General features: G+C 38.1%; 23 protein-coding genes. 17 read left to right on the top strand and 6 right to left on the bottom strand.

The window, feature by feature from the left end:
- Nucleotides 1-863: 863 nt before the first annotated feature.
- On the top strand, nt 864-1,286 hold the full coding sequence (locus R2B72_RS11830; protein WP_318616775.1) for a hypothetical protein: 423 nt from the start codon (nt 864-866) through the stop codon (nt 1,284-1,286).
- 11 nt (nt 1,287-1,297) lie between these two features.
- On the opposite strand, the gene R2B72_RS11835 is transcribed toward R2B72_RS11830, so the two are convergent.
- The 3 genes from R2B72_RS11835 to R2B72_RS11845 all read right to left on the bottom strand — a co-directional run bounded on the left by R2B72_RS11835 (nt 1,298) and on the right by R2B72_RS11845 (nt 2,527).
- Nucleotides 1,298-1,684, bottom strand: a complete 387-nt coding sequence (locus R2B72_RS11835; RefSeq protein ID WP_318616776.1) for a type II toxin-antitoxin system PemK/MazF family toxin — start codon at nt 1,682-1,684, stop codon at nt 1,298-1,300.
- A gap of 254 nt (nt 1,685-1,938) precedes the next feature.
- Nucleotides 1,939-2,085 (bottom strand): hypothetical protein, encoded by a 147-nt coding sequence (locus tag R2B72_RS11840; RefSeq protein ID WP_318616777.1) that lies wholly within the window; start codon nt 2,083-2,085, stop codon nt 1,939-1,941.
- Nucleotides 2,086-2,137: 52 nt separating this feature from the next.
- On the bottom strand, nt 2,138-2,527 hold the full coding sequence (locus tag R2B72_RS11845; protein ID WP_318616778.1) for a hypothetical protein: 390 nt from the start codon (nt 2,525-2,527) through the stop codon (nt 2,138-2,140).
- Nucleotides 2,528-2,704: 177 nt separating this feature from the next.
- On the opposite strand from R2B72_RS11845, the gene R2B72_RS11850 reads away from it, so the two are divergent.
- Complete coding sequence (locus tag R2B72_RS11850) at nt 2,705-3,532, top strand: ParA family protein (RefSeq protein WP_318616779.1); 828 nt, start codon at nt 2,705-2,707, stop codon at nt 3,530-3,532.
- The gene (locus tag R2B72_RS11855) at nt 3,529-3,996 is read left to right on the top strand and encodes a hypothetical protein (protein WP_318616780.1); all 468 of its coding nucleotides are present in this window, start codon (nt 3,529-3,531) and stop codon (nt 3,994-3,996) included. The genes R2B72_RS11850 and R2B72_RS11855 overlap by 4 nt, the downstream gene beginning before the upstream one ends.
- A gap of 62 nt (nt 3,997-4,058) precedes the next feature.
- On the opposite strand, the gene R2B72_RS11860 is transcribed toward R2B72_RS11855, so the two are convergent.
- A complete protein-coding gene (locus R2B72_RS11860) occupies nt 4,059-4,493 on the bottom strand; it encodes a hypothetical protein (protein ID WP_318616781.1) in 435 nt (144 codons plus the stop codon).
- Between the two features lie 392 nt (nt 4,494-4,885).
- Here R2B72_RS11860 and R2B72_RS11865 point away from each other — a divergent pair, with 392 nt between their 5' ends.
- Both R2B72_RS11865 and R2B72_RS11870 read left to right on the top strand, forming a co-directional pair.
- On the top strand, nt 4,886-5,548 hold the full coding sequence (locus R2B72_RS11865; RefSeq protein WP_318616782.1) for a hypothetical protein: 663 nt from the start codon (nt 4,886-4,888) through the stop codon (nt 5,546-5,548).
- Nucleotides 5,549-5,695: 147 nt separating this feature from the next.
- Nucleotides 5,696-6,031, top strand: coding sequence for a hypothetical protein (locus tag R2B72_RS11870; protein WP_318616784.1), 336 nt, complete (start codon nt 5,696-5,698; stop codon nt 6,029-6,031).
- A 584-nt stretch (nt 6,032-6,615) separates the two neighbouring features.
- Here R2B72_RS11870 and resA read toward each other — a convergent pair.
- On the bottom strand, nt 6,616-7,152 hold the full coding sequence (gene resA / locus R2B72_RS11875; protein WP_318616785.1) for a thiol-disulfide oxidoreductase ResA: 537 nt from the start codon (nt 7,150-7,152) through the stop codon (nt 6,616-6,618).
- Between the two features lie 227 nt (nt 7,153-7,379).
- Here resA and R2B72_RS11880 point away from each other — a divergent pair, with 227 nt between their 5' ends.
- From R2B72_RS11880 to R2B72_RS11930, 12 genes are all read left to right on the top strand, one after another.
- Nucleotides 7,380-8,741 carry a HAMP domain-containing sensor histidine kinase gene (locus tag R2B72_RS11880; protein WP_318616786.1) on the top strand — a complete coding sequence of 454 codons (1,362 nt, stop codon included), beginning with the start codon at nt 7,380-7,382 and terminating at the stop codon, nt 8,739-8,741.
- Nucleotides 8,742-8,762: 21 nt separating this feature from the next.
- Nucleotides 8,763-9,440: a response regulator transcription factor gene (locus tag R2B72_RS11885; protein WP_318616787.1), complete on the top strand. Its 678-nt coding sequence runs from the start codon at nt 8,763-8,765 to the stop codon at nt 9,438-9,440.
- Between the two features lie 19 nt (nt 9,441-9,459).
- Entirely contained in the window at nt 9,460-10,170 is a 711-nt protein-coding gene (locus tag R2B72_RS11890; RefSeq protein ID WP_318616788.1) for a cytochrome c biogenesis CcdA family protein, read from the top strand.
- 108 nt (nt 10,171-10,278) lie between these two features.
- Complete coding sequence (locus R2B72_RS11895) at nt 10,279-11,928, top strand: cytochrome c biogenesis protein ResB (protein WP_318616789.1); 1,650 nt, start codon at nt 10,279-10,281, stop codon at nt 11,926-11,928.
- Nucleotides 11,928-13,112, top strand: coding sequence for a c-type cytochrome biogenesis protein CcsB (gene ccsB, locus R2B72_RS11900; RefSeq protein WP_318616790.1), 1,185 nt, complete (start codon nt 11,928-11,930; stop codon nt 13,110-13,112). The genes R2B72_RS11895 and ccsB overlap by 1 nt, the downstream gene beginning before the upstream one ends.
- Nucleotides 13,113-13,367: 255 nt before the next feature.
- Entirely contained in the window at nt 13,368-14,714 is a 1,347-nt protein-coding gene (locus R2B72_RS11905; protein ID WP_318616791.1) for a cytochrome ubiquinol oxidase subunit I, read from the top strand.
- Nucleotides 14,711-15,736: a cytochrome d ubiquinol oxidase subunit II gene (locus tag R2B72_RS11910; RefSeq protein ID WP_318616792.1), complete on the top strand. Its 1,026-nt coding sequence runs from the start codon at nt 14,711-14,713 to the stop codon at nt 15,734-15,736. The genes R2B72_RS11905 and R2B72_RS11910 overlap by 4 nt, the downstream gene beginning before the upstream one ends.
- A gap of 12 nt (nt 15,737-15,748) precedes the next feature.
- Nucleotides 15,749-15,868, top strand: a complete 120-nt coding sequence (gene cydS, locus R2B72_RS18650) for a cytochrome bd oxidase small subunit CydS (protein ID WP_412177830.1) — start codon at nt 15,749-15,751, stop codon at nt 15,866-15,868.
- A gap of 243 nt (nt 15,869-16,111) precedes the next feature.
- Complete coding sequence (locus tag R2B72_RS11915; protein ID WP_318616793.1) at nt 16,112-16,612, top strand: C40 family peptidase; 501 nt, start codon at nt 16,112-16,114, stop codon at nt 16,610-16,612.
- A 563-nt stretch (nt 16,613-17,175) separates the two neighbouring features.
- The gene (locus tag R2B72_RS11920) at nt 17,176-18,624 is read left to right on the top strand and encodes an alpha-amylase family glycosyl hydrolase (RefSeq protein ID WP_318616794.1); all 1,449 of its coding nucleotides are present in this window, start codon (nt 17,176-17,178) and stop codon (nt 18,622-18,624) included.
- 29 nt (nt 18,625-18,653) lie between these two features.
- A complete protein-coding gene (locus tag R2B72_RS11925; RefSeq protein WP_318616795.1) occupies nt 18,654-19,055 on the top strand; it encodes a transposase in 402 nt (133 codons plus the stop codon).
- 144 nt (nt 19,056-19,199) lie between these two features.
- A complete protein-coding gene (locus R2B72_RS11930) occupies nt 19,200-19,451 on the top strand; it encodes a hypothetical protein (protein ID WP_318616796.1) in 252 nt (83 codons plus the stop codon).
- A 635-nt stretch (nt 19,452-20,086) separates the two neighbouring features.
- On the opposite strand, the gene R2B72_RS11935 is transcribed toward R2B72_RS11930, so the two are convergent.
- Nucleotides 20,087-20,671 carry an SCO family protein gene (locus R2B72_RS11935; RefSeq protein ID WP_318616797.1) on the bottom strand — a complete coding sequence of 195 codons (585 nt, stop codon included), beginning with the start codon at nt 20,669-20,671 and terminating at the stop codon, nt 20,087-20,089.
- Nucleotides 20,672-20,825 lie beyond the last annotated feature (154 nt).

Below are 20,825 nucleotides of genomic sequence, written 5' to 3' on the forward strand. Positions count from 1 at the left end.
TGAAATATAAAGCCTTGCTTTAAGTTAATTCTAACGATATAACCTAGCGTCTATTTTCGTTACATCTAGAAACTAGCTTTTGATAGGGCACGAAAATCATTAAAGCAAGTCTGCCATTTCTCCTTCATATCTAAAATGCTCTTTGAGAGGCAATATTGTGCAAACTGTTATTCAATACTTTATATGGAAAAAGGATATCAAAGAAAGATTAGGAAAGTATGATTATTAAGAACGATAAAACTTGAATTGTAGCGAAGCGCTCCTCCATTTGTCCGATAGGCGGACCTGTTGTTGTAATAAGACGTTAACCATTTCCGATGAGCATCCCGTCTGCTCCGGCTTCGCCCTACCCGCGTTGCGTAACCCGTTAGATGGGTGTTTTTCTATTTCCAGATTTTAATCCCGTCCCAGTCGCATTAGCGAGGTGGAGTGTTGTGTATCAATAGTAAGATGTTCTGTAAAGCTGGACCTGGAGGAACTGCTAGTGGTGTTTCACTACGGCAGCACAACATTAACAAGCGAGCCGATATCAAGAACGCCCGTTATCTATCCTTTTCGTAAGGGGTAGATATGTGCTTCACCTCCATCATGGACCTCATTATAGTAAGTTCTTTCTCTATTACATGAACTAGAATCTTTTGAGCTATAGTTGTTAAATGAAACATGAGCAACAGTTATGAAAACGATAAAATACAACTACCTCTATAGAAAGCATTCTCTACGCCCCGTAAAACCACTACTTTAATAAAAATCCTTCCGAACTACAATCCTGCCAATATAAAAGCTTGAAATAAAAAAGGATATCCATTTCTTCCTTACAAACAATAGATATGCTTAAATCTAACTTTCTGGGGGAATCTACAATGACCGATACAAAAGCAAATGAAAGAACAATAGAAGTACCACGTATATCGATTAAATGGATTTATGTCGGTCCATTGTCTGGTAAAGGGGGGGACATTCGTTCCCACTCGATTAATGAGGAGACAGTAAAGGAAGAAATGATGGAACGAGGAAAACTTGGTCAATTTAATATTCGCAGAAGTGAAATTTCTAGTTTACCCAGTTCTGAAAAAAGGCGGAACGAAATCGAAGAAATAAGAAAGAGTAATCCGTTACTCGGCAGGGAGATGTCAGAGGAATTGCAGGAAGATATAAAAAAAGAGGCAATCGAATTTGTAGAAGTGATGTTCCAACGCTTTACGTCCGAGTCATTTTATGTAATTTTAGAAAGCGGCGGCAGCGTGGATGATTTATACGAAGATGCCAAGAAGAAGCTTTCATGAGAAAAAGGTCCCTACAAAAGGACCTTTATTTTTGATTTTACTGACATACCTAGGGATATCATAAGGGCTTCTTCGATATCGTTCATTTTTTCCGCTTTTACAAGACCAATCATTCTTACTACCGAATATGTATTGATGACCCGTATCTGTTCACATTGTAGTATAGAATCATTAAGAAGAAAGCCAGATTCTAAATCTGTTTGGGTTAATAAAACATGTATAGGCAGATTTGAACGTGTCCTTGTCGATAAAGGAACAACAATTGTTGTTGAGGAAAACTGATTCCCTACATTGTTTTGAATAACGACACCTGGACGTAACCCGGATTGGATACTTCCTTGCCATTCCTTTCCAAAATCAATCAAATAAATCTCGCCGCGTTGAATTGTATTTTCCACTTTAATCATCCTTTTGCTTTTTAACGTTATATCACGAACTAGCAAAAAGTGTGAAAAAAATTGTAATCCCCAAGTATTAACACTAATTTAGTTTGGCTCTTTCTCATTCCGTTTTGATTTCGAAATATTGTTTATCTGCAAAAAGAAGGAGCTAAAACCATTGTGGTTTATAGCTCTATTTGATGTGCTTTTTGATTGTTTTTACCTCTGGACGGTGCCTGTTATACCAAGAATTTTGGTTATCATTTTCAGAATCATCTTCCGGGTTTAATGGGCTTCTCACGTTGAAATGAAGAAAAATGGACATCGAAATTCCCGATTCTTTTTGTGGTTATTTTAGTTGAAATAACCGGAGTAGAATCAACTTCTCCTAATTGTTGTATCACTGGTTTCTTTTTCATCTTCAGCCTCCATTTTTAACAAAATAAAATTCAAGGCTAATAACCCGAGAAATTAGATAGGAAGGAAGAAGTATCTCATATCGCACAGGTTTGGGCTTTTATTAACTGACTCCTCAACATCATCGAAAATATCCTCTTTAATCATTTGAAAAACTGTATCGACCTCTAAATTGTTCAAAAGGTCCTTTGTAATTTGGAGGTTTAGTTGTGTTTTTAAGTCCAAAATATCAAATCCCCAGATGTCCTTCATTCTAATTGTAAAGTGTTTAAACTCACAGTGCTTCGCCATAAATTCAATTTTTATTGGAATCAGAAAACCTTCGTAACTCACATATTCACCGTTTACTTTGACGAAAAATTCACCCGAGAATGATAAGTGTTCGCCGGGAAATGAATGCCCCTTTCGGTAAAAAAACTCGACTTGTTTTGTGATGGTTACCATTATGTTCCTCCTCGCATTATCTTTATTATATTCACTTTAACAGGAACATACGTTCTGAGGAAGTGATAACACTCGTTTCAAATTATAAAAAAGGGTTCTGATAAAAGTCCTGCAAATAATATATGCTGACAAACTTACAAAGTAGCTAGCAAGATTATTAGTATGGGAGAGAGAAAAATGATTGTAATATTAAATGCTTTATATAAGGGCGGAATCGGCAAGACGACGCAAAATGTAATATTGACAAACCAGCTCGCAGAACGTGGTTACCGAGTTCTGTTTATTGATTTTGACCCACAGATGTCCGGAACACGTTATCTTTCGAAGAAAAGTACGGAAGACGCCCTGTTTCAACAAAAAAATATCTTTGAAGCGGTCAAAATGGATGACTTGGAAGCCAATATATTGAATTTAAAAGAAAATATCGATTACGTGGCAGGAAACGAATTCATAAATTTATTTGAAAGTACTTTGGAGGGAAAGGATATTTCGGTGGACAAGCGGCATTTGTATTTTAAGTCATTACTATATCCTATCTATAAAAAAGGGCTATATGATTTCGTAATCATGGACATGTCACCGACAAAATCGGCGATGAACATCGCAGTTATGACAACCGCAACGCATCACATCGTTAACACTCAATCCGAAGTACTATCCATCGAAATGATACAGAAATATATAGATGACATCATTGAGCTTCAAACACGTCACGATGTTCAAAGTGAAATTTTAGGCATCTCATTAGGGATGAGGGACCGAACAAAATTGAGCCGACATGCGGTTACACTGGTTCAACAGTATTTTGGTGAATTGGTTTTCAAAACTATTACCAAAAGAAAAAGTAGAATTTCAGAGTATGCTGCAACGGGGTATCCTGAAAAGAATAATCGAGGACTTTATAATGTAAGGGATAGCGAGGCATTAGCACAGCATCGATTGCTGACGGACGAAATCTTAACACGGCTTCAACTCCCGATTGCAAAACGGAGGTGGACGAAGTGAAAGAGTTTAATATGTATGTGGGTCATACCACGAGGTCAACCAATACTCCCGTCTTGGACAAACAGAAACCTAGTTTCATCCCAAATATGGATGACCTGAGAAAAACAAAGACGTCAAAAACACCGAAGAAAAAAGTGAATACAAAAGTACCAAAGCAGGTTCTCACCGCCTTTTTAATGTATTGTGTACAGGAAAATCAATTTAGAAAAGAGGCATTTTCGGAGATGCTGCGGCAGTTTTTAAAGCGCTCTTCACGGCAGCAATTCTATAAAATCAAAACATTATACGGTGAACCCATAAACTTCGAAGAATTGGAAGAGGCAAACTTTGAATTCGACCTGGACCAGTTCCTTGAAATTCAGGAGTTAAAGGTCGTGAATCGACTAACATACATCGATATCTACACACAGGTTATCGTTCATTTTCTAGATAATAAATTTGCGGATGAAAAACAGAGTATATAATGGGAGGAACTCAATTGAAAACGCCCAATATTGGTTTATAAAATAAGAAATCCAGGGTACGATTATCCCTGGATTTTCGTTGTTTTTAATGTGCTTTGCTGTTCGAAAAGCTGTTGTGTGATGACTTCACGAAGATATCGTTCATACTGACTTATTTCTTTTAAATAATTATCACGGTTATTGATTTTTGAAATACGTTCTATTTCGGATTTATAGGGTTCTTGAAGCTCCAATGACTTCATCATATCTTGTTTTAATTCAAACTTCCTAACTTTATCTTCGTATGACAGCCTCAATGATTCCTGCATTTCAAGTGGTAATCTCTTCAACATCTGCTGCACCGTTTTACTATTGTAATTTCCAATGTATACCCAACGGAATCGTTGATTTTTCCGTTTTGTTCGTAAGTACTGTGGTCTATATGACCACGAGTAAAGATAGTTTTTTCCTTTAATGTTCTTGATACAGTATTTCTCGGACCGTCTTTTCTGAGTCATCACCATATCCCTCCAAATTTTTAATATTGTAAGGGAGATAAGGAGAAAATGTTGGGAAAAGTGAGGAATGTTTAAAAAGGGATGTTTTTGCGGTAATTTGGTCCAAATACAGGATAAGGATGATTTTTAGGAGATTAATCTTAAGAATTGAATGATATTTGTTGATATACATGTACGAATTGATTGTTTGCAGTATTTAATTCAATAAACAGTTCTTCGGTGGTGATATATTCTGGGTTGATTAAAGACAGTTAGAATGAAAAGTTTATGTGTTTGGAAATGTAGATGGGACAACGGCTTTCACGTCTTAAGTAGGGAATTCATTTTGACGATTTGTAGTGTGAATCTATATAGTCATTCGTATAAATGATTGGATGAAAGGAGTGATATAGATGATTGTGAAAAATGGACCCGGTGTGTTCTCTATAATTGATTACAACACCATGCGATTCTTTTTTGGATATTCTTCTGAAAACATGATAGACGTGGTAAGGAGAAACTTTTGGGAAGTTGAAAATCAGCAGCATAGAAGCAATGAGTTGAATCAAGCCTATCTGCAATCACACGAGATTGGATATGATTCCTTGTTGGAATTTCCAAAGAGTACTTCGAAGGGGTTTATACGTGAAAAAAGAAATCAACTGGCGCGTGCCTTAGAAACTTATACGGATGAATATGGGTTTAACGCCTTTTCTTATTCATTAGTACCCAATAAAAGAGATGGGAATCGGGGAATATATGCGATTATTATCCATCAAAAAAGAAGTTACCGCCGAAAGTTTTACATAGGATTAACGGATGATATTAATAAACGCATGGAATCACATCAATATGATTTGAAACGTGGAAACCATCGGAATCAGCGATTACAGGATGACTTTAATAATGGTTTATTATTTACATATACACCTTTAGTCACTTTTACCGAACATGAAATGACATATGACCAATTAAAAGACCTTGAAGTACAATTTATTTATATCTTCCGAACGTATTTACCCAAATACGGATATAACATAAATGCCAACGGGGTTTTCTTCCACCAACATCAATAGTTGGTTAGCCGGTGAAATAGGTTTAGTCCGAAAAAGGCAAAAGTACAGCTCACACTGGAACCGCTCCATATTTTCTTACTTCTTTCACTTGAATTTTATAAGTGGTAAAATTAACTTTAGTAAGATGAAAATATAGGAGGTATATAAATGACAATCAAACCAGGTCCATTGGAGAAATTATTAACTTTAGAAGAGTTAGAGCTTCTATATAACGCAACCAAAAAAAGAATTGAAGCAATACAAAGTGGAACAGAAGAACATGTAATTGATTGGTTCTATTTCGCACAAAAAAATATATTAGCTAAGGTAGCTTCTACTCCCTCACTTTCAAATAGTTTAAATAATATTTTAAACTTAGTAACAGTAGGCAAGTTTCAAATATTCCTAGATTTAAATTTTAAAAGCGGATTAAGAGTAGGACACACCACTTTACCTGGTCAATTAGATATAGGTAAAGACTTTATGCATTATAAAAAAAGATAAAGAACATATTTGAACGTGTCCTCTTATTGCGTAGAAGAGATTGTGTAGGAGTCTACTTACAATAACTGGTGCGTTAGCTGAAGATAAATACCGAAAAAAGTCCGTAAATGAACTGTACCCAAATTGTTAAATGGTGTCTAACAATTGGAGTGGAGTTCATAACAGGGTCCTTTATTTTTCCGTGAAAAACATGAATACTTTTTTAAAAACATCTTGTCTCCGTAAGATGTTTTTTTAAACCGTAGTCAAGACTGTAGTCAAATATTCTTAAGGTAGGCGAAAAAGCCCTATAAACATTGGTATTATAGTATTCTTAGGAAGAGGGGGTTCGACTCCCGCCGCTTCCATATTAGAAATTCATAGGATTTCATATGGCGTGTGACTTTAAGTATATTTTTGCCGTTCTGGCAAGGATATACTTAATTTTATTTTAGGCAAATAAATACTTAAAAGTATATAATACATCTTTAAAAAAATTTTATAACATACAAAAAGAAAGAGATAAAAACCACAATAGTTTTAACTCTTTCTTTTTGTCTTTTAGATGTTTTGTCAATAATGGGCAAATGAACTGATATTTGTAATCATCTAGGTTTAATCTGCTCCATATAACCTTTAATATCGTTTTCTGACATTTCCCCTGTAATAATTTTTACAATCTTGCCCTCCGGGTTAATAAGAAGAGTGGTTGGCAACGGTTTAACGTTATATGCTTGCATCACACTTTTCGTAGTATCGATTAAGGTGGGGAATGTCATTCCATATTGTTCTGCAAATGCCCGGACTTTCAAATCAGATTCAGCAATATTGACAGCTAATATTTGAACCCCTTGATCTTTATATACCTCATATTGACGCCCCATTGCAGGCATTTCCTTTTTACATGGAGCACACCAAGTTCCCCAAAAGTTTAAAAAGACTCCTTGTCCTTTATATTCTGATAACTGGTGTTTTTCCCCATCTAAATCAATTAGCGAAAAATCTGGAGCATAATCCCCAGTCTTTAAAACCTCATTTTTTTCTTTTGCCAAATTTGTGTATATTGTAAATGCAATGGCTGCTGCCAGAATTGACAATATAATTATGCGTGTAATAAAACGAATTCTTTTTTTGTTACTCATTGTTATATGCCCCTTTCGATATCCTTCAGGACACTAAGCGTACGCCTGGGATGTCTTCGTTATGATTATTGTATACTTCCATTACTATACCGAAGATTTATGAAGAAAGTATGCAGACACAAAGAAGTCATGAATTCAAGCGGAATCAATGATTTGACCCTCGTCTGCATATATTTTTCATAATTTTTTTCTATACTAATTACATGTGGAGAGGAGTACGTACTAGGATGAATAAGATTTCCAAAAAACTTGCTGCTTACTTTACTGTTTCCTTCCTCGTACTGGAAACAGTATTGATGATGTATTTACACCAAAATATCATTCATTCAAGGGTGGATGAGGAATATTCCCGATTATTAATGAGTGGTTCGAATCACAGAAATGTTCTAAAAGATCATTATTCAGATGAGACAATTACTCACATTGTTCTGATGGAAGCAGAAGGGAATAGTGGGGTTATTATTACTGGAAAGAACGGTGAGGTCATTCGTAGTTCGGATGAAGAATTAGAAAACCTGATGCCATCCCTGTCTTTCCTGCAAAATTCCACTATTCAAAATGACCGAGTTGTTATTCCAGATTGGGAAGATGCGCCTTATATAGTAAGCGCCCATCCATACAAGTTAGACGAGAATAGATCGGGATATGTTTTGATGTTCCAAAGTAGTGAACCAATTGAACGGTTGGTGAAGAAACTGAACTTTCACTTCGGTTTGGCAGGGGGAACCATTACCATTATCCTTTTTGTCATCTATACAATTTTATCTAAATTTCTTACTCGACCATTGATTCGTATGAAAGAAGCGACAGAGAAATTAAGCGAAGGAAAATTCAATGTAAGCCTTCCGGCTGGAGGCAATGATGAACTTGGCGAATTGTCGGTTGCAATTCGGAAATTGGCAACCGATCTGGAGAGGATGAAAAAGGAGAGAAATGAATTTCTTGCTTCCATCTCCCATGAACTAAGTACTCCACTAACTTATTTAATAGGGTATTTAAAAGTGGCGATGAGACCTGAACTGACCGAAGAGGAAAGAAATCATTATCTAATGATTATCGCGGACGAATCCAATCGGATGAAAGATCTCGTGAAAAACTTGATGGATTTGGCGAAAATGGATGAAATGACGTTCACTGTTTCAAAGATGAATTTCTCAGCCCAACAATTTATTAAAGATGTTGCTCGACTTGTCATCCCTTCTTTTGACGTGAAAAATATGAAGCTTCATTTGATATGTAAAGAGGATTTTCAAGTAGATGCAGATCCACTGCGACTGGAGCAGATTGTACTGAATCTATTGGATAATGCGTTGAAATATTCAGAGGGAAATACAACGGTAAGGTTGGAGATTTCCAAAGAAAAAAAACGAACGATCATTTCTGTCGAGGATGAAGGAATTGGAATTCCAGCAGCGCAAATCGATATGATTTATGAGAAACTTTTTAGAGTTGAAAAGTCCCGTTCCAGAACCTTAGGCGGATCTGGTCTTGGACTCGCAATTGTAAAGGAATTGGTTGAAGCGCATGGAGGAACGATAGAAGTTAAAAGTGAGTCGGGAAAAGGGAGCCTATTTACCGTAAGGATATAAATCAGTCAGGAGTTGAAAAAAATGCGAACGATTTTGCTTATAGACGATGAACATAGAATGCTCGATTTGCTGGAGCTGTTTTTGGAGCCTCATGGGTTCAAATGTATAAAAGTGGATAACGGAAAAAAAGGGCTGGAAATAGTAGAGAAAGAAAAAGTTAGTCTTGTTTTATTAGATGTGATGATGCCTGATATGGATGGTTGGGAGGTGTGTAAGAAAATACACGAACTATCGGCAGTTCCGGTGATTATGCTAACTGCGAGGTCGGATAAGTCGGACCTTGTAAAAGGACTTGAATTTGGTGCGGATGATTATATCACGAAACCTTTTGATGAGAGGGAACTTGTGGCAAGAGTGAACGCATTGCTACGTCGCACTACAAATGATGAAGTAGATAATAGCAATGTCGTATATGGCGACTTCATATTGAATCGAGATTCCTATTCGTTACATTACAAAAACGTAGAAGTGCAACTTACTTTGAAAGAATTTTATATTATTAAGACGTTAATTACTCATCCGAAAAGGACATTTACACGGGAACAGCTATTGCATACAGCATGGGACTATAACACATTCACAGATATCCGAACAGTGGACTCACATATCCGTAATTTAAGGGAAAAATTGAAAGCGGCTGGATTCCCGCTTAATGATTTCCTATTAACTGTGTGGGGAATCGGATACAAGTGGAACTAAAGGAAAGGAGTTTACTTGCATGTTAACAGATTTGAATTTAATGCTCGCATTTGGGGCCGGTTTTCTCAATTTCGTTTCTCCATGCACATTGCCGTTATACCCTGCCTTCATTTCGTATATAACAGGAATGTCACTCGATGAATTGAAATCCGACAAAGCGAGGTTTAGGAAAAGTGGAATATTACATACAATCTTTTTCCTGATTGGTTTTTCAATCATTTTCATATTTCTTGGATTTAGTTCTTCCTTCGTGGGAACTTTCTTTATTCAATACCAAGATCTTCTTCGCCAGATTGGTGCCATTTTCATCTTTATCTTTGGTTTGATGATTATCGGTCTTTTTAACCCAGAATTTCTAATGAAAGAGAAAAAACTGCAATTTAAAAATCGTCCGGCAGGCTATTTAGGTACGTTTCTTATCGGACTAGCTTTCGCGGCGGGGTGGACACCATGTACCGGGCCGATTACAGGAGCCGTTTTCATGCTTGCTTCCCAAAATCCGGGTTCTGGCGTTTGGTATATGCTTGCTTACGTTCTTGGATTTGCAATTCCATTTTTCCTACTTTCAATTTTCATTACCCGTGTTAAATGGATTCAAAAATATAACCGGACAATTACGAAAGTCGGCGGCTATCTGATGATTGGACTTGGAGTTCTACTTTTCTTTGATGGGTTGACGTACATTATTATTTGGCTCAGTCCATATTTTGGAGGATTCATGGGGTTTTAATACTAATAGGCTAAAGATAATATTAGTTGATTATTGGTTCAGTAGGGAAGTTAGGCTAATTTGTATATCGGATAGATAATATAAAAATTATTAAGGAGCACATGATAAATGAGTAAAATCAATTGCCAATGTGGTCATGAAAACCCGTTTGGCACGGTTCTTTGTGAGCAATGTGGACGACCTCAGACGGAAGAGGCGAAGAAAAGCGAACTTATCGATATGCGGTACGAAGGATCGGCCAGACGATCACAAACATATAAGCGATCAATTGTTGATAAGATATGGAATTTCTTTTCGAGTGTGAAGGTAGGCATTAATATCATAGTCGCGGTCCTTGCGACATCTGTAATTGGAACAATTTTTCCGCAAAAGCTATTTGTTCCGGCAGTTACTGAGGCGGATATCTTGGCATATTACGAGAAGTATTATGGTTTTGCAGGAACCCTCTATTACAAGCTTGGATTTTATGATATGTACAATAGCTGGTGGTTCATAACACTGATTGGAATGCTTGGTACATCCATTATCATTGCTAGTATTGATCGGGTCGTTCCGCTTTATAAATCGTTGAAAAAACAACGCATAAAACGACATACGTCATTTTTAAAGAAGCAAAGAATCTATGCTAAAGGACAGGTAACTAACTCAAATAGTTCGCTTGCTAAAGCGGAAGAGAAGCTTAAAGAGCTCCGTTACAATGTGAAGACAGAAGAGGGGGCACTACTTGCGGAGAAAGGTCGCTTTTCGAGATGGGGTCCTTACGTTAATCATACGGGACTAATCATTTTCTTGTTTGGCGTTCTATTACGGGGCCTTCCCGGTTTTTACGTCGATGAATCGATTTGGCTTCGAGAGGGAGAGACGCGTGCCATCCCAGGTGCCCCAGGCTATTATTTGAAAAACAATGAATTCCATATTGAAACTTACTCGAAAGAAGACGATGCGGCATTCGGTCAGGCGATAGCCCGTGTTGGAACGATCGTTAAAAATTATCAATCAGATGTGACCCTATATAAAGACGCGGAAGGCGGTCTTCCAGGTCAGTCAGAGCAGATGGAATTTGTGAAAGACTATTCAATTATCGTCAATAAGCCGCTAAACTTTGATGGATTCAATGTTTTCCAAATGGACTATCGTCTCGATGAATTAAAATCGATGACATTCCATTTGACTGAAAAGGCGACGAATAAGTCATTTGGCGAATTTACGGTTGATTTAAACAATCCTGAGCGTTTGTATGAACTGAACGAAGGTACGATTGTAGAACTAAAAGATTACTATCCAGATTATGATGGGGTGGAAAACGGAGAACCGATTACTAAATCACCGATTCCGAACAATCCAGCATTCATTTTTAAAATGGTGACCCCGGCCAAACCGGACGGAGAAATGAGTTTTGTCGCTATTCAGCAGACGTTGGAGACGGAAGTGAATGACTACAAAGTGAATTTCGTCAGTGCTGAAACACGGGATATTACCGGACTTGTCGTGCGGAAGGACAAAACGTTGTATATCTTGCTTGTAGGTGGCATTATCTTCATGATTGGGGTTGCACAAGGATCTTATTGGAACCATCGGAGGATATGGATTCAAAAAGGCGAAGGAAATGACCTATTCCTCGCGGGTCATACAAATAAAAATTGGTTCGGCTTAAAAAAGGAGCTTGATAAAGTGAAAGATTTTGCGAACTTGCCACAATACGAGGATAGGCTAGACGTTGAAACTAGCACAGGCGAGATGAAAGGAGACACATTATAATGCAATTAGCATCTTTGAGTGCGAATTTATTGTTCGTCTCATTTGTTGCATATCTTGTTGCAACGCTGTTCTTTGGCGGAGCGGTGAAGGGTGCAAAATTACAAGAGGCATATGAAAATAATCGATGGGGAAAGATTGCGATTGTTATTACGATACTCGGATTTATTACTCATTTGGGTTATTTCATCACTCGATGGATTGCTTCATCTCATGTACCAGTAAGTAATATGTTTGAATTTATGACTGCATTTGCAATGATGATTATAGGAGCGTTCATCTTATTGTTTTTCCTTTACCGAACGCCATCACTTGGTTTGTTTGCGTTACCGCTTGCAGTTGTGATTATCGGATATGCGAGTATGTTCCCGAGAGAGCTTACGCCACTGATCCCGGCGCTGAAAAGCTATTGGCTGACGATTCACGTCATTACAGCGGCAATCGGAGAGGCTATCCTCGCGATCAGTGCGGTTGCAGGTCTTGTATTTCTATTGAAAAATATTGACTTGACGAAAAAATCGAAGCAGCGTTTTTGGTTAGAATCGGTTATGTTCACACTTATTCTTGTTGTTGGTTTCGTATTGTCTTCTTCTACATTTACGATTATGGGATATGAGGCGAAATTCACCTATATTAATAAAAATGAACAACGTGCCCAAATTATTTATAATTACCCACCACTATTTGGGATGAATGAGTATGAGTCGCTCACACCGGATAAGATGACACCACTTGCCGAAATGCCTGCAATCATCAATGCGAAGACGCTAACGACGTTTGTATGGTCAGTTGCAACAGGAGTTGTCCTCTACTTGTTACTAAGGCTTATTTTGCGCCGTCCCATTGCTGCACTGTTCCAGCCATTTGCAAAAAAGGCTAATTCTCAAGTTATGGACGAAATTGGTTATAGGTCTGTCGTAATTGGATTCCCAGTCTTTACACTTGGAGCGCTCATTTTCGCAATGATTTGGGCACATGAAGCATGGTCCAGATTTTGGGGATGGGACCCAAAGGAAGTATGGGCACTTATTACATGGTTATTCTATGCAGCATATCTTCACCTTCGGCTCTCTCGTGGTTGGGAAGGCGAGAAATCTGCATGGCTTGCAGTCATTGGTTTCGTCATCATCATGTTTAACTTAATTGCGGTTAACTTGATTATAGCGGGCTTGCATTCATACGCATGAGAAGATGCATCTCTGGTAAATCAAACAGGAAAGTAGAGATTAACATATGGTTAAACTACTTACAATAAATCCAGTGATATTTTCATATTGAGTGAGAATCTTCTCGAGTTCTAGAGTGAATGTGTATAAAAAAGGATGTGTCTCTATGTATAAAAACCAAGAAAAACGACTGATGTGGTTAGCGTTTATTATTGCCGGCATTATGACGTTGTCCATTCTGGGGCGGATTTTTGGAAGCTGAAGGAGGAAAACTAAATGGGGAATGAAGAATCAGTCTTTTTTTCACGTATATTAACAGAAACGACTTTATCTTTTCATATCATTTACGCAACCATAGGCGTTGGGGTTCCATTGATGATTATGATTGCACAATGGGTTGGTATTAAGAAGAATGACGAGCATTATATTTTATTGGCTCGGCGTTGGGCACGTGGCTTTGTTATTACGGTAGCGGTCGGTGTTGTTACAGGAACCGCTATCGGTTTGCAATTATCTTTGTTATGGCCAAATTTCATGGAGCTTGCCGGGAATGTGATTGCACTCCCTTTGTTCATGGAAACATTTGCATTCTTTTTTGAAGCTATTTTTCTTGGAATTTATTTATATACATGGGATCGGTTTGAGAACCAGAAAAAGCATTTACTGTTATTGATCCCAGTGGCGGTTGGGGCTTCTTTCTCAGCGGTGTTTATTACGATTGTCAATGCGTTTATGAACGCGCCGCAGGGGTTTGATATCGTGAATGGGGAGCTCATTAATATTAACCCGTTGCTAGCGATGTTTAACCCGGCGATGCCAACGAAAGTGGCGCATGTTGTAGTGACATCTTATATGACAGCGGCGTTTGTGTTGGCGTCGATTGCGGCATTCCGCTTGTTGAAGGGCTCAAATCATGAATACCATAAGAAAGCTCTTTATTTGACGATGAAGGTTGGTTTGATATTTGCGATTGCGGCGGCGATTATCGGCGATTTTTCAGGGAAATATTTAGCTGAATATCAGCCGGAGAAACTAGCAGCGGCTGAGTGGCATTTTGAAACGGAAGGGAAAGCACCGCTGATTCTTTATGGGGTGTTGGATGATGGAGAAGTGAAATATGCGATCAAAATACCTTTCGCCTTATCAATATTAGCTCATAATAATCCAACCGCAGAGGTCATTGGACTCGACCAATTTGCGGAAGAAGATATACCTCCATTGTACATCCATTATTTGTTCGACATCATGGTAACCATTGGTATTTGGATGACGGTGCTGTCTGGTATATTTTTGTTAGGCACAAGACTCCGTTGGAAGATGGTGAAAACGAAATGGTTCCGCTGGCTAATTGTGTTTGGAGGACCGCTTTCCATCGTAGCGATTGAAGCGGGTTGGTGGATGGCGGAAGTGGGTAGGCAACCATGGGTTTTGCGTGGCATCATGCGCACGCAGGACGCGGCTACAACGAGTGGCCAGGTCGATACGATGTTAGTGTTATTTGCATTGCTCTATCTCGTGCTAGGCGTTGGCAGTGTCGTTGTATTGCGACGGATGTTCCGAAATAATCCAGTTGAACGGGAAATTGAAGATCGCAATACGCAGAAAGGCGGCGATATGCTATGACGCTCGAAATACTTGGAATTACGGTTTTATGGACCTTTCTGTTTGGTTATATCTTAATCGGTGCGATTGACTTCGGAGCGGGTTTCTTCAATGCTTACAGCTTGCTGACGGGGAAAAGACGTATTTTAACAAAAATAATTCAGCGTTATTTATCGCCTGTTTGGGAAGTGACGAACGTCTTCCTTGTGTTCTTCTTTGTTGGGATTATCGGATTCTTTCCGAAAACGGCGTTTTATTACGGAACGACTTTGCTTGTGCCTGTTAGTATTGGTGTGATTTTGCTGGCGATTCGTGGCTCGTATTATGCTTTTGAAACGTACGGGGCACGCGGTCACAAAGGCTACTCGTTTATGTATGGCGTTGCGGGGCTTCTTATTCCAGCTTCGTTGTCCATCGTGTTGACGATTTCAGAAGGCGGCTTTGTTGAAATGGTGGATGGCAATCCAGTGCTCGATTATTGGGTGCTATTTACGAGCCCGTTAACGTGGGCGATTGTCGTGCTGAGTATTGTGGCGACACTCTATATATCCGCGGTGTTTTTAACTTGGTATGCCAATAAAGCCGGTGATGTCGAAGCGACGAAACTACTGCGCAAATATGCGCTCATTTGGGCATTGCCGACAATGATTACAGCAGGCGGCATCATCGTTGAATTGCGCAATCACAATCCGGAGCACTATAGCAATATCCAAAACTTCTGGGCAATGTTCTTAGTGTCGTTCTTGATGTTTGTCGGAACGGTTTGGTTGTTGTGGAAACGTCGGAAGTATGGTTTGGCATTTATATTGCTGATGGGGCAGTTTGCATTTGCCTTCTATGGCTATGGCGCATCCCATTATCCGTATTTGCTGTACCCATACTTGACGATTTACGATAGCTTCACGAATCCAGCGATGGCGATTTCGTTGATTGTTGTGTTCATCATGGGGCTTGTGCTACTCATACCATCGCTGTATTTACTCATGCGCTTGTTCTTGTTTGATAAGGATTATGTCCGTGGAAAAGGAAATTACCACACATAGGGGGAAAAGTTGATGACACATTTTTTGATGTTTTATGCACCGTTTATCGTTCTTATTGGTGGGCTTGTTGTGGCATTTGTTGTTGCCCCGATGGATGGGGTAGTGAGGAAGCAGATAGAGGAAGAAAAGTGATTGACAGAAAAAATCGTTTAGATTATGAATCTAGGCGATTTTTTCTGTTTTGAGAGTCAAAGATGCAAGATGAATTGCTAAAACATTGCACTAATTCTCCATAATTAATCCTTAGTTTTGTCATGCAAATGTATTGGAATTGTAAAATGATAGTCATAGTTATTATGCTAAAGTTATACAGGAAGTGATGAATAAAGATGACGAACAAAGAAAAAGTATTAAATAAAATAGTTGGGGTGGAAAATGAAAAAACGATTTATGCAAATACTAATGGCTGTGTTTCTGACGAGTACACTATCTTTTATATCGTCCAATAAAGTTAGTGCGGCAACTCCGGATGAGATTGCAACGTATGCAGAAAAGTTTTATGGTGCTCCTTATAAATTCGGTGGGACAACCCCATCCGGATTTGATTGTTCGGGATATATTAGATATGTTTTTAATAACTCTGACATAAGCCTTCCAAGAACATCAGTAGATCAGTTCAAAGTGGGAACTACAGTGAGTAAGGATGAGCTTGAACCAGGAGATCTTGTGTTTTTTGAGAACACATACAAAAAGGGTATCTCTCATACAGGAATTTATTTAGGAAATGATGAGTTCATATCTGCGAAAAGTCGCGGAGTCTTGAAAGCAAATCTAAAGACCGATTCTTATTGGGCGCCTAAGTATGCGGGAGCTAGGCGTGTATCGAATGTTGCTGTAGCTTTTGATTCTAAACCTGTGAAATCTATTGCTCAATGAATGAAAAGTTCAAAGTTCTATCATTGAGATGTCTTACATACAGATGCTTTTATTATTTTTAATGAAATACTAAAGCGTCATTGTGTTCCGGATAACTAATTTTATTAGCTTAAAGAGAAAGTATTTGATGTAGTACCCATGGCGTTGAAGGGATTGCATCTACAGAAACTGAACTTAAAGAATTAACTAGGAAATAATACAAAAAAGAGTCTATTTCAACCCCTTCAAGAGTTGGAATAGGCTCTCTTGTTTAGCGCTGCTATACATTATGCAGAGTCTATGCGTTAATTATGCCAACTTTATACACACCGTTCATATGCATATTTTTTCTTGTTGCTTAGGAAATTGAAAATTAAAAAATCTCGCACTGTGGATAAGTTTTGACATAGCGATTTCACGTCTAGACTCCGGGCATCTAAGCAGGCGCTTGCGCTTTTCTCAGATTTATTCACAATATAGACCTATTTCAGGGGTAGGTTTTCAAATTCAATTTGAAACTATGGGAGTCCTGTGTTTCATTTGCTAAAGTGAGAAGTATCAACTTATTTTGAGGAGGCTTTTTTGTGAGAGTGAAGAAATGGTTTGGACTCGTTGTGACTTCACTGCTTCTTGTATCTACCCTATATCCAGCGGGGGTTTTTGCGAAGGCAGATCGGACAATAGAAGACGAAAGTATATATGATTTACTAGTCGATCGTTATAACAATGGTGATGGGCTTAACGATTATAATGTAAATACACAGGATTTAAGTGCATTCAATGGTGGGGACTTCACCGGGATTGGCACACGATTAGAGCATATTGCTGGAATGGGCTTTACGGTCATTTCACTCGGTCCGGTGTTTTCGACAGAAACCTACGATGGCAGTAAGGTGCTTGATTATACGAAATTTGAGCCACAATTTGGAACGGACAAGGAATTCAGTAAGATGATCAAGGATGTCCACGAAAGGGATATTTCCGTTATTGCTGATTTCCCATTTGCTGGCGTTAGTGCCAATCATGTATGGGCACAAGAAGGGAAGTTCAAGGCAATCCCTGCTACTGATGGAACAATCGACTGGGATTATTCGGATGTAGCCGTGCAACAAGCGTTAAAAGAAGCAGTTGTTGATTTTGTAGAAACATATAAATTGGATGGGATCCGTTTAACAAAGATTGAGAAATTCGACACAGCTTTTATTAATGAAGTGATTGAGGCTGTTAAAGCGGTAAATCCCGAAGCTTATGTGTTAACCAATGAGGTGAGCGATGCAAAATTTGATGGTGCGCTAAATATGGACAAGATGAATGCTTTGAGAACATCATTTGTAACGCCTGATGTAGACGCTGCTGCTTTATCGCTGTTTACTGAGAATACTGACAATGGACTTGTGCAATTCGATGATTTAACGGGACCACGTTACACATACGATATTGTAGAGGCGAGAATGTTCCCACCAACAAGGTGGAAACTAGCAGCGACCGCTTTATTTAGTATGCCAGGGACACTTATTGTGCCTTATGGAACTGAAATCGCGGTAAACGGTAAGGCAGCTCCAGAAAATCATCAACTTATGAACTACAAGATTGACCAAGAATTGGTTGAGTACATTGGTAGTCTAAATAAATTACGCAATATGTCAGAAACGTTCCGTAGTGGTGATTTTGAGATCTTGTATAATGAAGGCGGTTTTTCGGTATTTAAGCGTTCGTCTGATAAAGAAATATGGATTATTGCATTGAATAATACGACGCAGACATCGAATTTCGCTATACCGAAAGAAGTCATTGGCGACAATAAAAAATTACGCGGTGTACTTGATAACGACTTAGTGCGGGAGAGTAAAGACGGCATGTTCCGTGTTGTACTCGAGCGTGAAGTAGCCGAAATTTACATTGCAGATGAAGATACGGGCTTTAATGTCCCTTACTTAATCACATCGATTTTAATCTATACGACATTCCTTAGCTTCCTCTTTCTAGTTTGGAGAAGAGGGAAGCAAGGCAGAAAAGAAGATATAGCAAAATAATAGAGAAAACGCCAGGACTAGTGTCTCTGGTGTTTTCTATTTATAGTCGTTACCCGAAAGGGTTTTATGTAAATGCGGAAAAAAATACAAAAGGAGCTGCTAAATACATCGGTAGATATTTGGCCAGACCTGCAATTGCTGAATATCGGATAGAAGAATACGACGGTGAGATGGTCAAGTATTGGTATGGGGATCACAAAACAGGAAAAAGGGTAGATGTGAAACAGTCTGCGTGTAGATTTCTATATAATATTTTACAATATATCTCCCCCAAAAAACACTTTAGAATGGTAGGGCGTTTTGGGTTGTATGGTAGAATGAAACATAAAAAGGCCAAACAAGTTTTGACCCTCTATGCATTGGTGCGCACAAGACAATTATCATTACTGTTGGAGAAGAAACAAAAAAGAAAACGTATCACCAGCGCATGATTGAAGCTTTTAATCATGATCCTTTTCTGTGCCCGCATTGCCATCGTGAGATGGATTTAGTAGAAATCTGGCATGCAGATAACGGATTCTTGTATCATTATATGGATGGAATGGTGATTATCAAAATAAGAGGAGAATCAGCAAATGACAGGAAGCAAAGAGCCGGATGAATTAAGCGAAGAATTTCTAAAATCGTTACAAGACGATGATCCATTTGGTTTGAACGAAGAAATGGAGACGGTTTTATTTGAGTGTGCGGATTGTCGTAAAGAAGACGATGTTCCTGATTTTGTCGTACAAGATTTTCAAGTGTATTTAAAGAAAAATGAAGAAGTTGAGATAGAATGTCCTTTTTGTGGTGGAACCATACGAAGGGCAAAGAAAAGTCCCAAGTGAATTGTTTACACTTGGGACGTGGACAGAGGCGCTTTAGCGCTTTTGTACTTACACTAAAAAGCCTTTATTTTTGTGTTTATTACTTCAAAAAAGATATTTTCCCTTAAGCAACAAAACCCCTCGACTGGTAGCAGTCGAGGGGTTGAGATTAGAACTAATATAGTTTTGGGTAGCTGTAAGTTGTATCATTTTTATCATTACTCACTAAAATTAAGCGTTTAAGTACCATAACATAATTGGAGTAAAACAACAAATGAAGTGAGCTGTGTATCATTTTAAGGTTTGGTGACCCATATTACAAGTTATCCCATTTCTTATCTACAATCCCTATCTCTTTTAGTAAGCTAACAATCAACCCATCCTTTTCACCTTTTAATGCATCTTCAGTACAAGAATCATGTGGTTTATAATCTAATTCTTGTGTTTTTTGTAAAGTAGATTCTTCAAGGAAATTTGTAGCATCTGCTACTTCGAAAAGGAAGGTGCAATGTACGTTCTATAAGTATGCTCTAGAACAATCCTGGTATCGGAGGAAGGTAGGGTTATCCTAGGAATGAAAAAGCCTACAAAAACAAACAGTATAATTAAAAAAGGTAAGACAATCAACAATTTGCTTTTCGTTTTTCGCATATTACTTACTCCTTTGAGTTTAACAGTTTAATATCGTTGATAATCTCATCAAAAGGCGCATCAAGACCACTATAATCTTTCATTACCATACCATCTTTATTTATTAGATAAAAAGAGACACCATGTATAACTTGATCTCCTGTTTCAGGTTTAATTGCGATCGCCTTGAAACTTTTTAAGGCAAAATCTTTAATGGTGTTTTGTGAGTAGCCTGTCAACAAGTTCCAGTTAGATAAATCAGCATTAAAATTTCCCGCGTATTCCTTTAACACTTCAGGTGTATCTATCACTGGGTCAACACTAAATGAAACTAGTTCTACACTTAAATCCTCTTCATTTAATTTCCCTTGAAGTTCGGCCATATTTGCCATCATAGGTAGACAGACCGTTGTACAATTTGTAAAGACAAAGTCGGCAATCCATACTTTTCCTTTTAAATCATCCAAACCAAATTTTTCTCCTTCTTGATTTGTAAAGTTGAATTCACGAACCTCCAAATTTAGTGGATTTTTAATTCCTTGCACTTGTCCGCAACCAACAAGCAATAAGCTGAATAGTGAAATTAAAATAAAACATAAACTTTTCCGCAAAACTTCATCTTCCTTTCGCTCTTTATTAAAGTATGATAATAAAAAATGTACCTTGAATGAGTTAATTTCATAATTCCTATCCCTTTGGTATCAAGGGTTTCAATCAAATAAAAATGAGACACCTCCCCAAATTCGGTATAATGGTAGCGACTAA

The organism is Sporosarcina sp. YIM B06819, assembly GCF_033485175.1.
Classification (GTDB): Bacteria; Bacillota; Bacilli; order Bacillales_A; family Planococcaceae; genus Sporosarcina.

Bases quoted from the DNA above. Each gene is read 5' to 3' on its own strand.
- R2B72_RS11830 (WP_318616775.1), top strand. From the start codon at position 864: ATGACCGATACAAAAGCAAATGAAAGAACAATAGAAGTACCACGTATA.
- R2B72_RS11840 (WP_318616777.1), bottom strand. From the start codon at position 2,085: ATGAAAAAGAAACCAGTGATACAACAATTAGGAGAAGTTGATTCTACT.
- R2B72_RS11845 (WP_318616778.1), bottom strand. From the start codon at position 2,527: ATGGTAACCATCACAAAACAAGTCGAGTTTTTTTACCGAAAGGGGCAT.
- R2B72_RS11850 (WP_318616779.1), top strand. From the start codon at position 2,705: ATGATTGTAATATTAAATGCTTTATATAAGGGCGGAATCGGCAAGACG.
- R2B72_RS11860 (WP_318616781.1), bottom strand. From the start codon at position 4,493: ATGACTCAGAAAAGACGGTCCGAGAAATACTGTATCAAGAACATTAAA.
- R2B72_RS11865 (WP_318616782.1), top strand. From the start codon at position 4,886: ATGATTGTGAAAAATGGACCCGGTGTGTTCTCTATAATTGATTACAAC.
- R2B72_RS11870 (WP_318616784.1), top strand. From the start codon at position 5,696: ATGACAATCAAACCAGGTCCATTGGAGAAATTATTAACTTTAGAAGAG.
- resA (WP_318616785.1), bottom strand. From the start codon at position 7,152: ATGAGTAACAAAAAAAGAATTCGTTTTATTACACGCATAATTATATTG.
- R2B72_RS11880 (WP_318616786.1), top strand. From the start codon at position 7,380: ATGAATAAGATTTCCAAAAAACTTGCTGCTTACTTTACTGTTTCCTTC.
- R2B72_RS11885 (WP_318616787.1), top strand. From the start codon at position 8,763: ATGCGAACGATTTTGCTTATAGACGATGAACATAGAATGCTCGATTTG.
- R2B72_RS11890 (WP_318616788.1), top strand. From the start codon at position 9,460: ATGTTAACAGATTTGAATTTAATGCTCGCATTTGGGGCCGGTTTTCTC.
- R2B72_RS11895 (WP_318616789.1), top strand. From the start codon at position 10,279: ATGAGTAAAATCAATTGCCAATGTGGTCATGAAAACCCGTTTGGCACG.
- ccsB (WP_318616790.1), top strand. From the start codon at position 11,928: ATGCAATTAGCATCTTTGAGTGCGAATTTATTGTTCGTCTCATTTGTT.
- R2B72_RS11905 (WP_318616791.1), top strand. From the start codon at position 13,368: ATGGGGAATGAAGAATCAGTCTTTTTTTCACGTATATTAACAGAAACG.
- R2B72_RS11910 (WP_318616792.1), top strand. From the start codon at position 14,711: ATGACGCTCGAAATACTTGGAATTACGGTTTTATGGACCTTTCTGTTT.
- cydS (WP_412177830.1), top strand. From the start codon at position 15,749: ATGACACATTTTTTGATGTTTTATGCACCGTTTATCGTTCTTATTGGT.
- R2B72_RS11915 (WP_318616793.1), top strand. From the start codon at position 16,112: ATGAAAAAACGATTTATGCAAATACTAATGGCTGTGTTTCTGACGAGT.
- R2B72_RS11930 (WP_318616796.1), top strand. From the start codon at position 19,200: ATGACAGGAAGCAAAGAGCCGGATGAATTAAGCGAAGAATTTCTAAAA.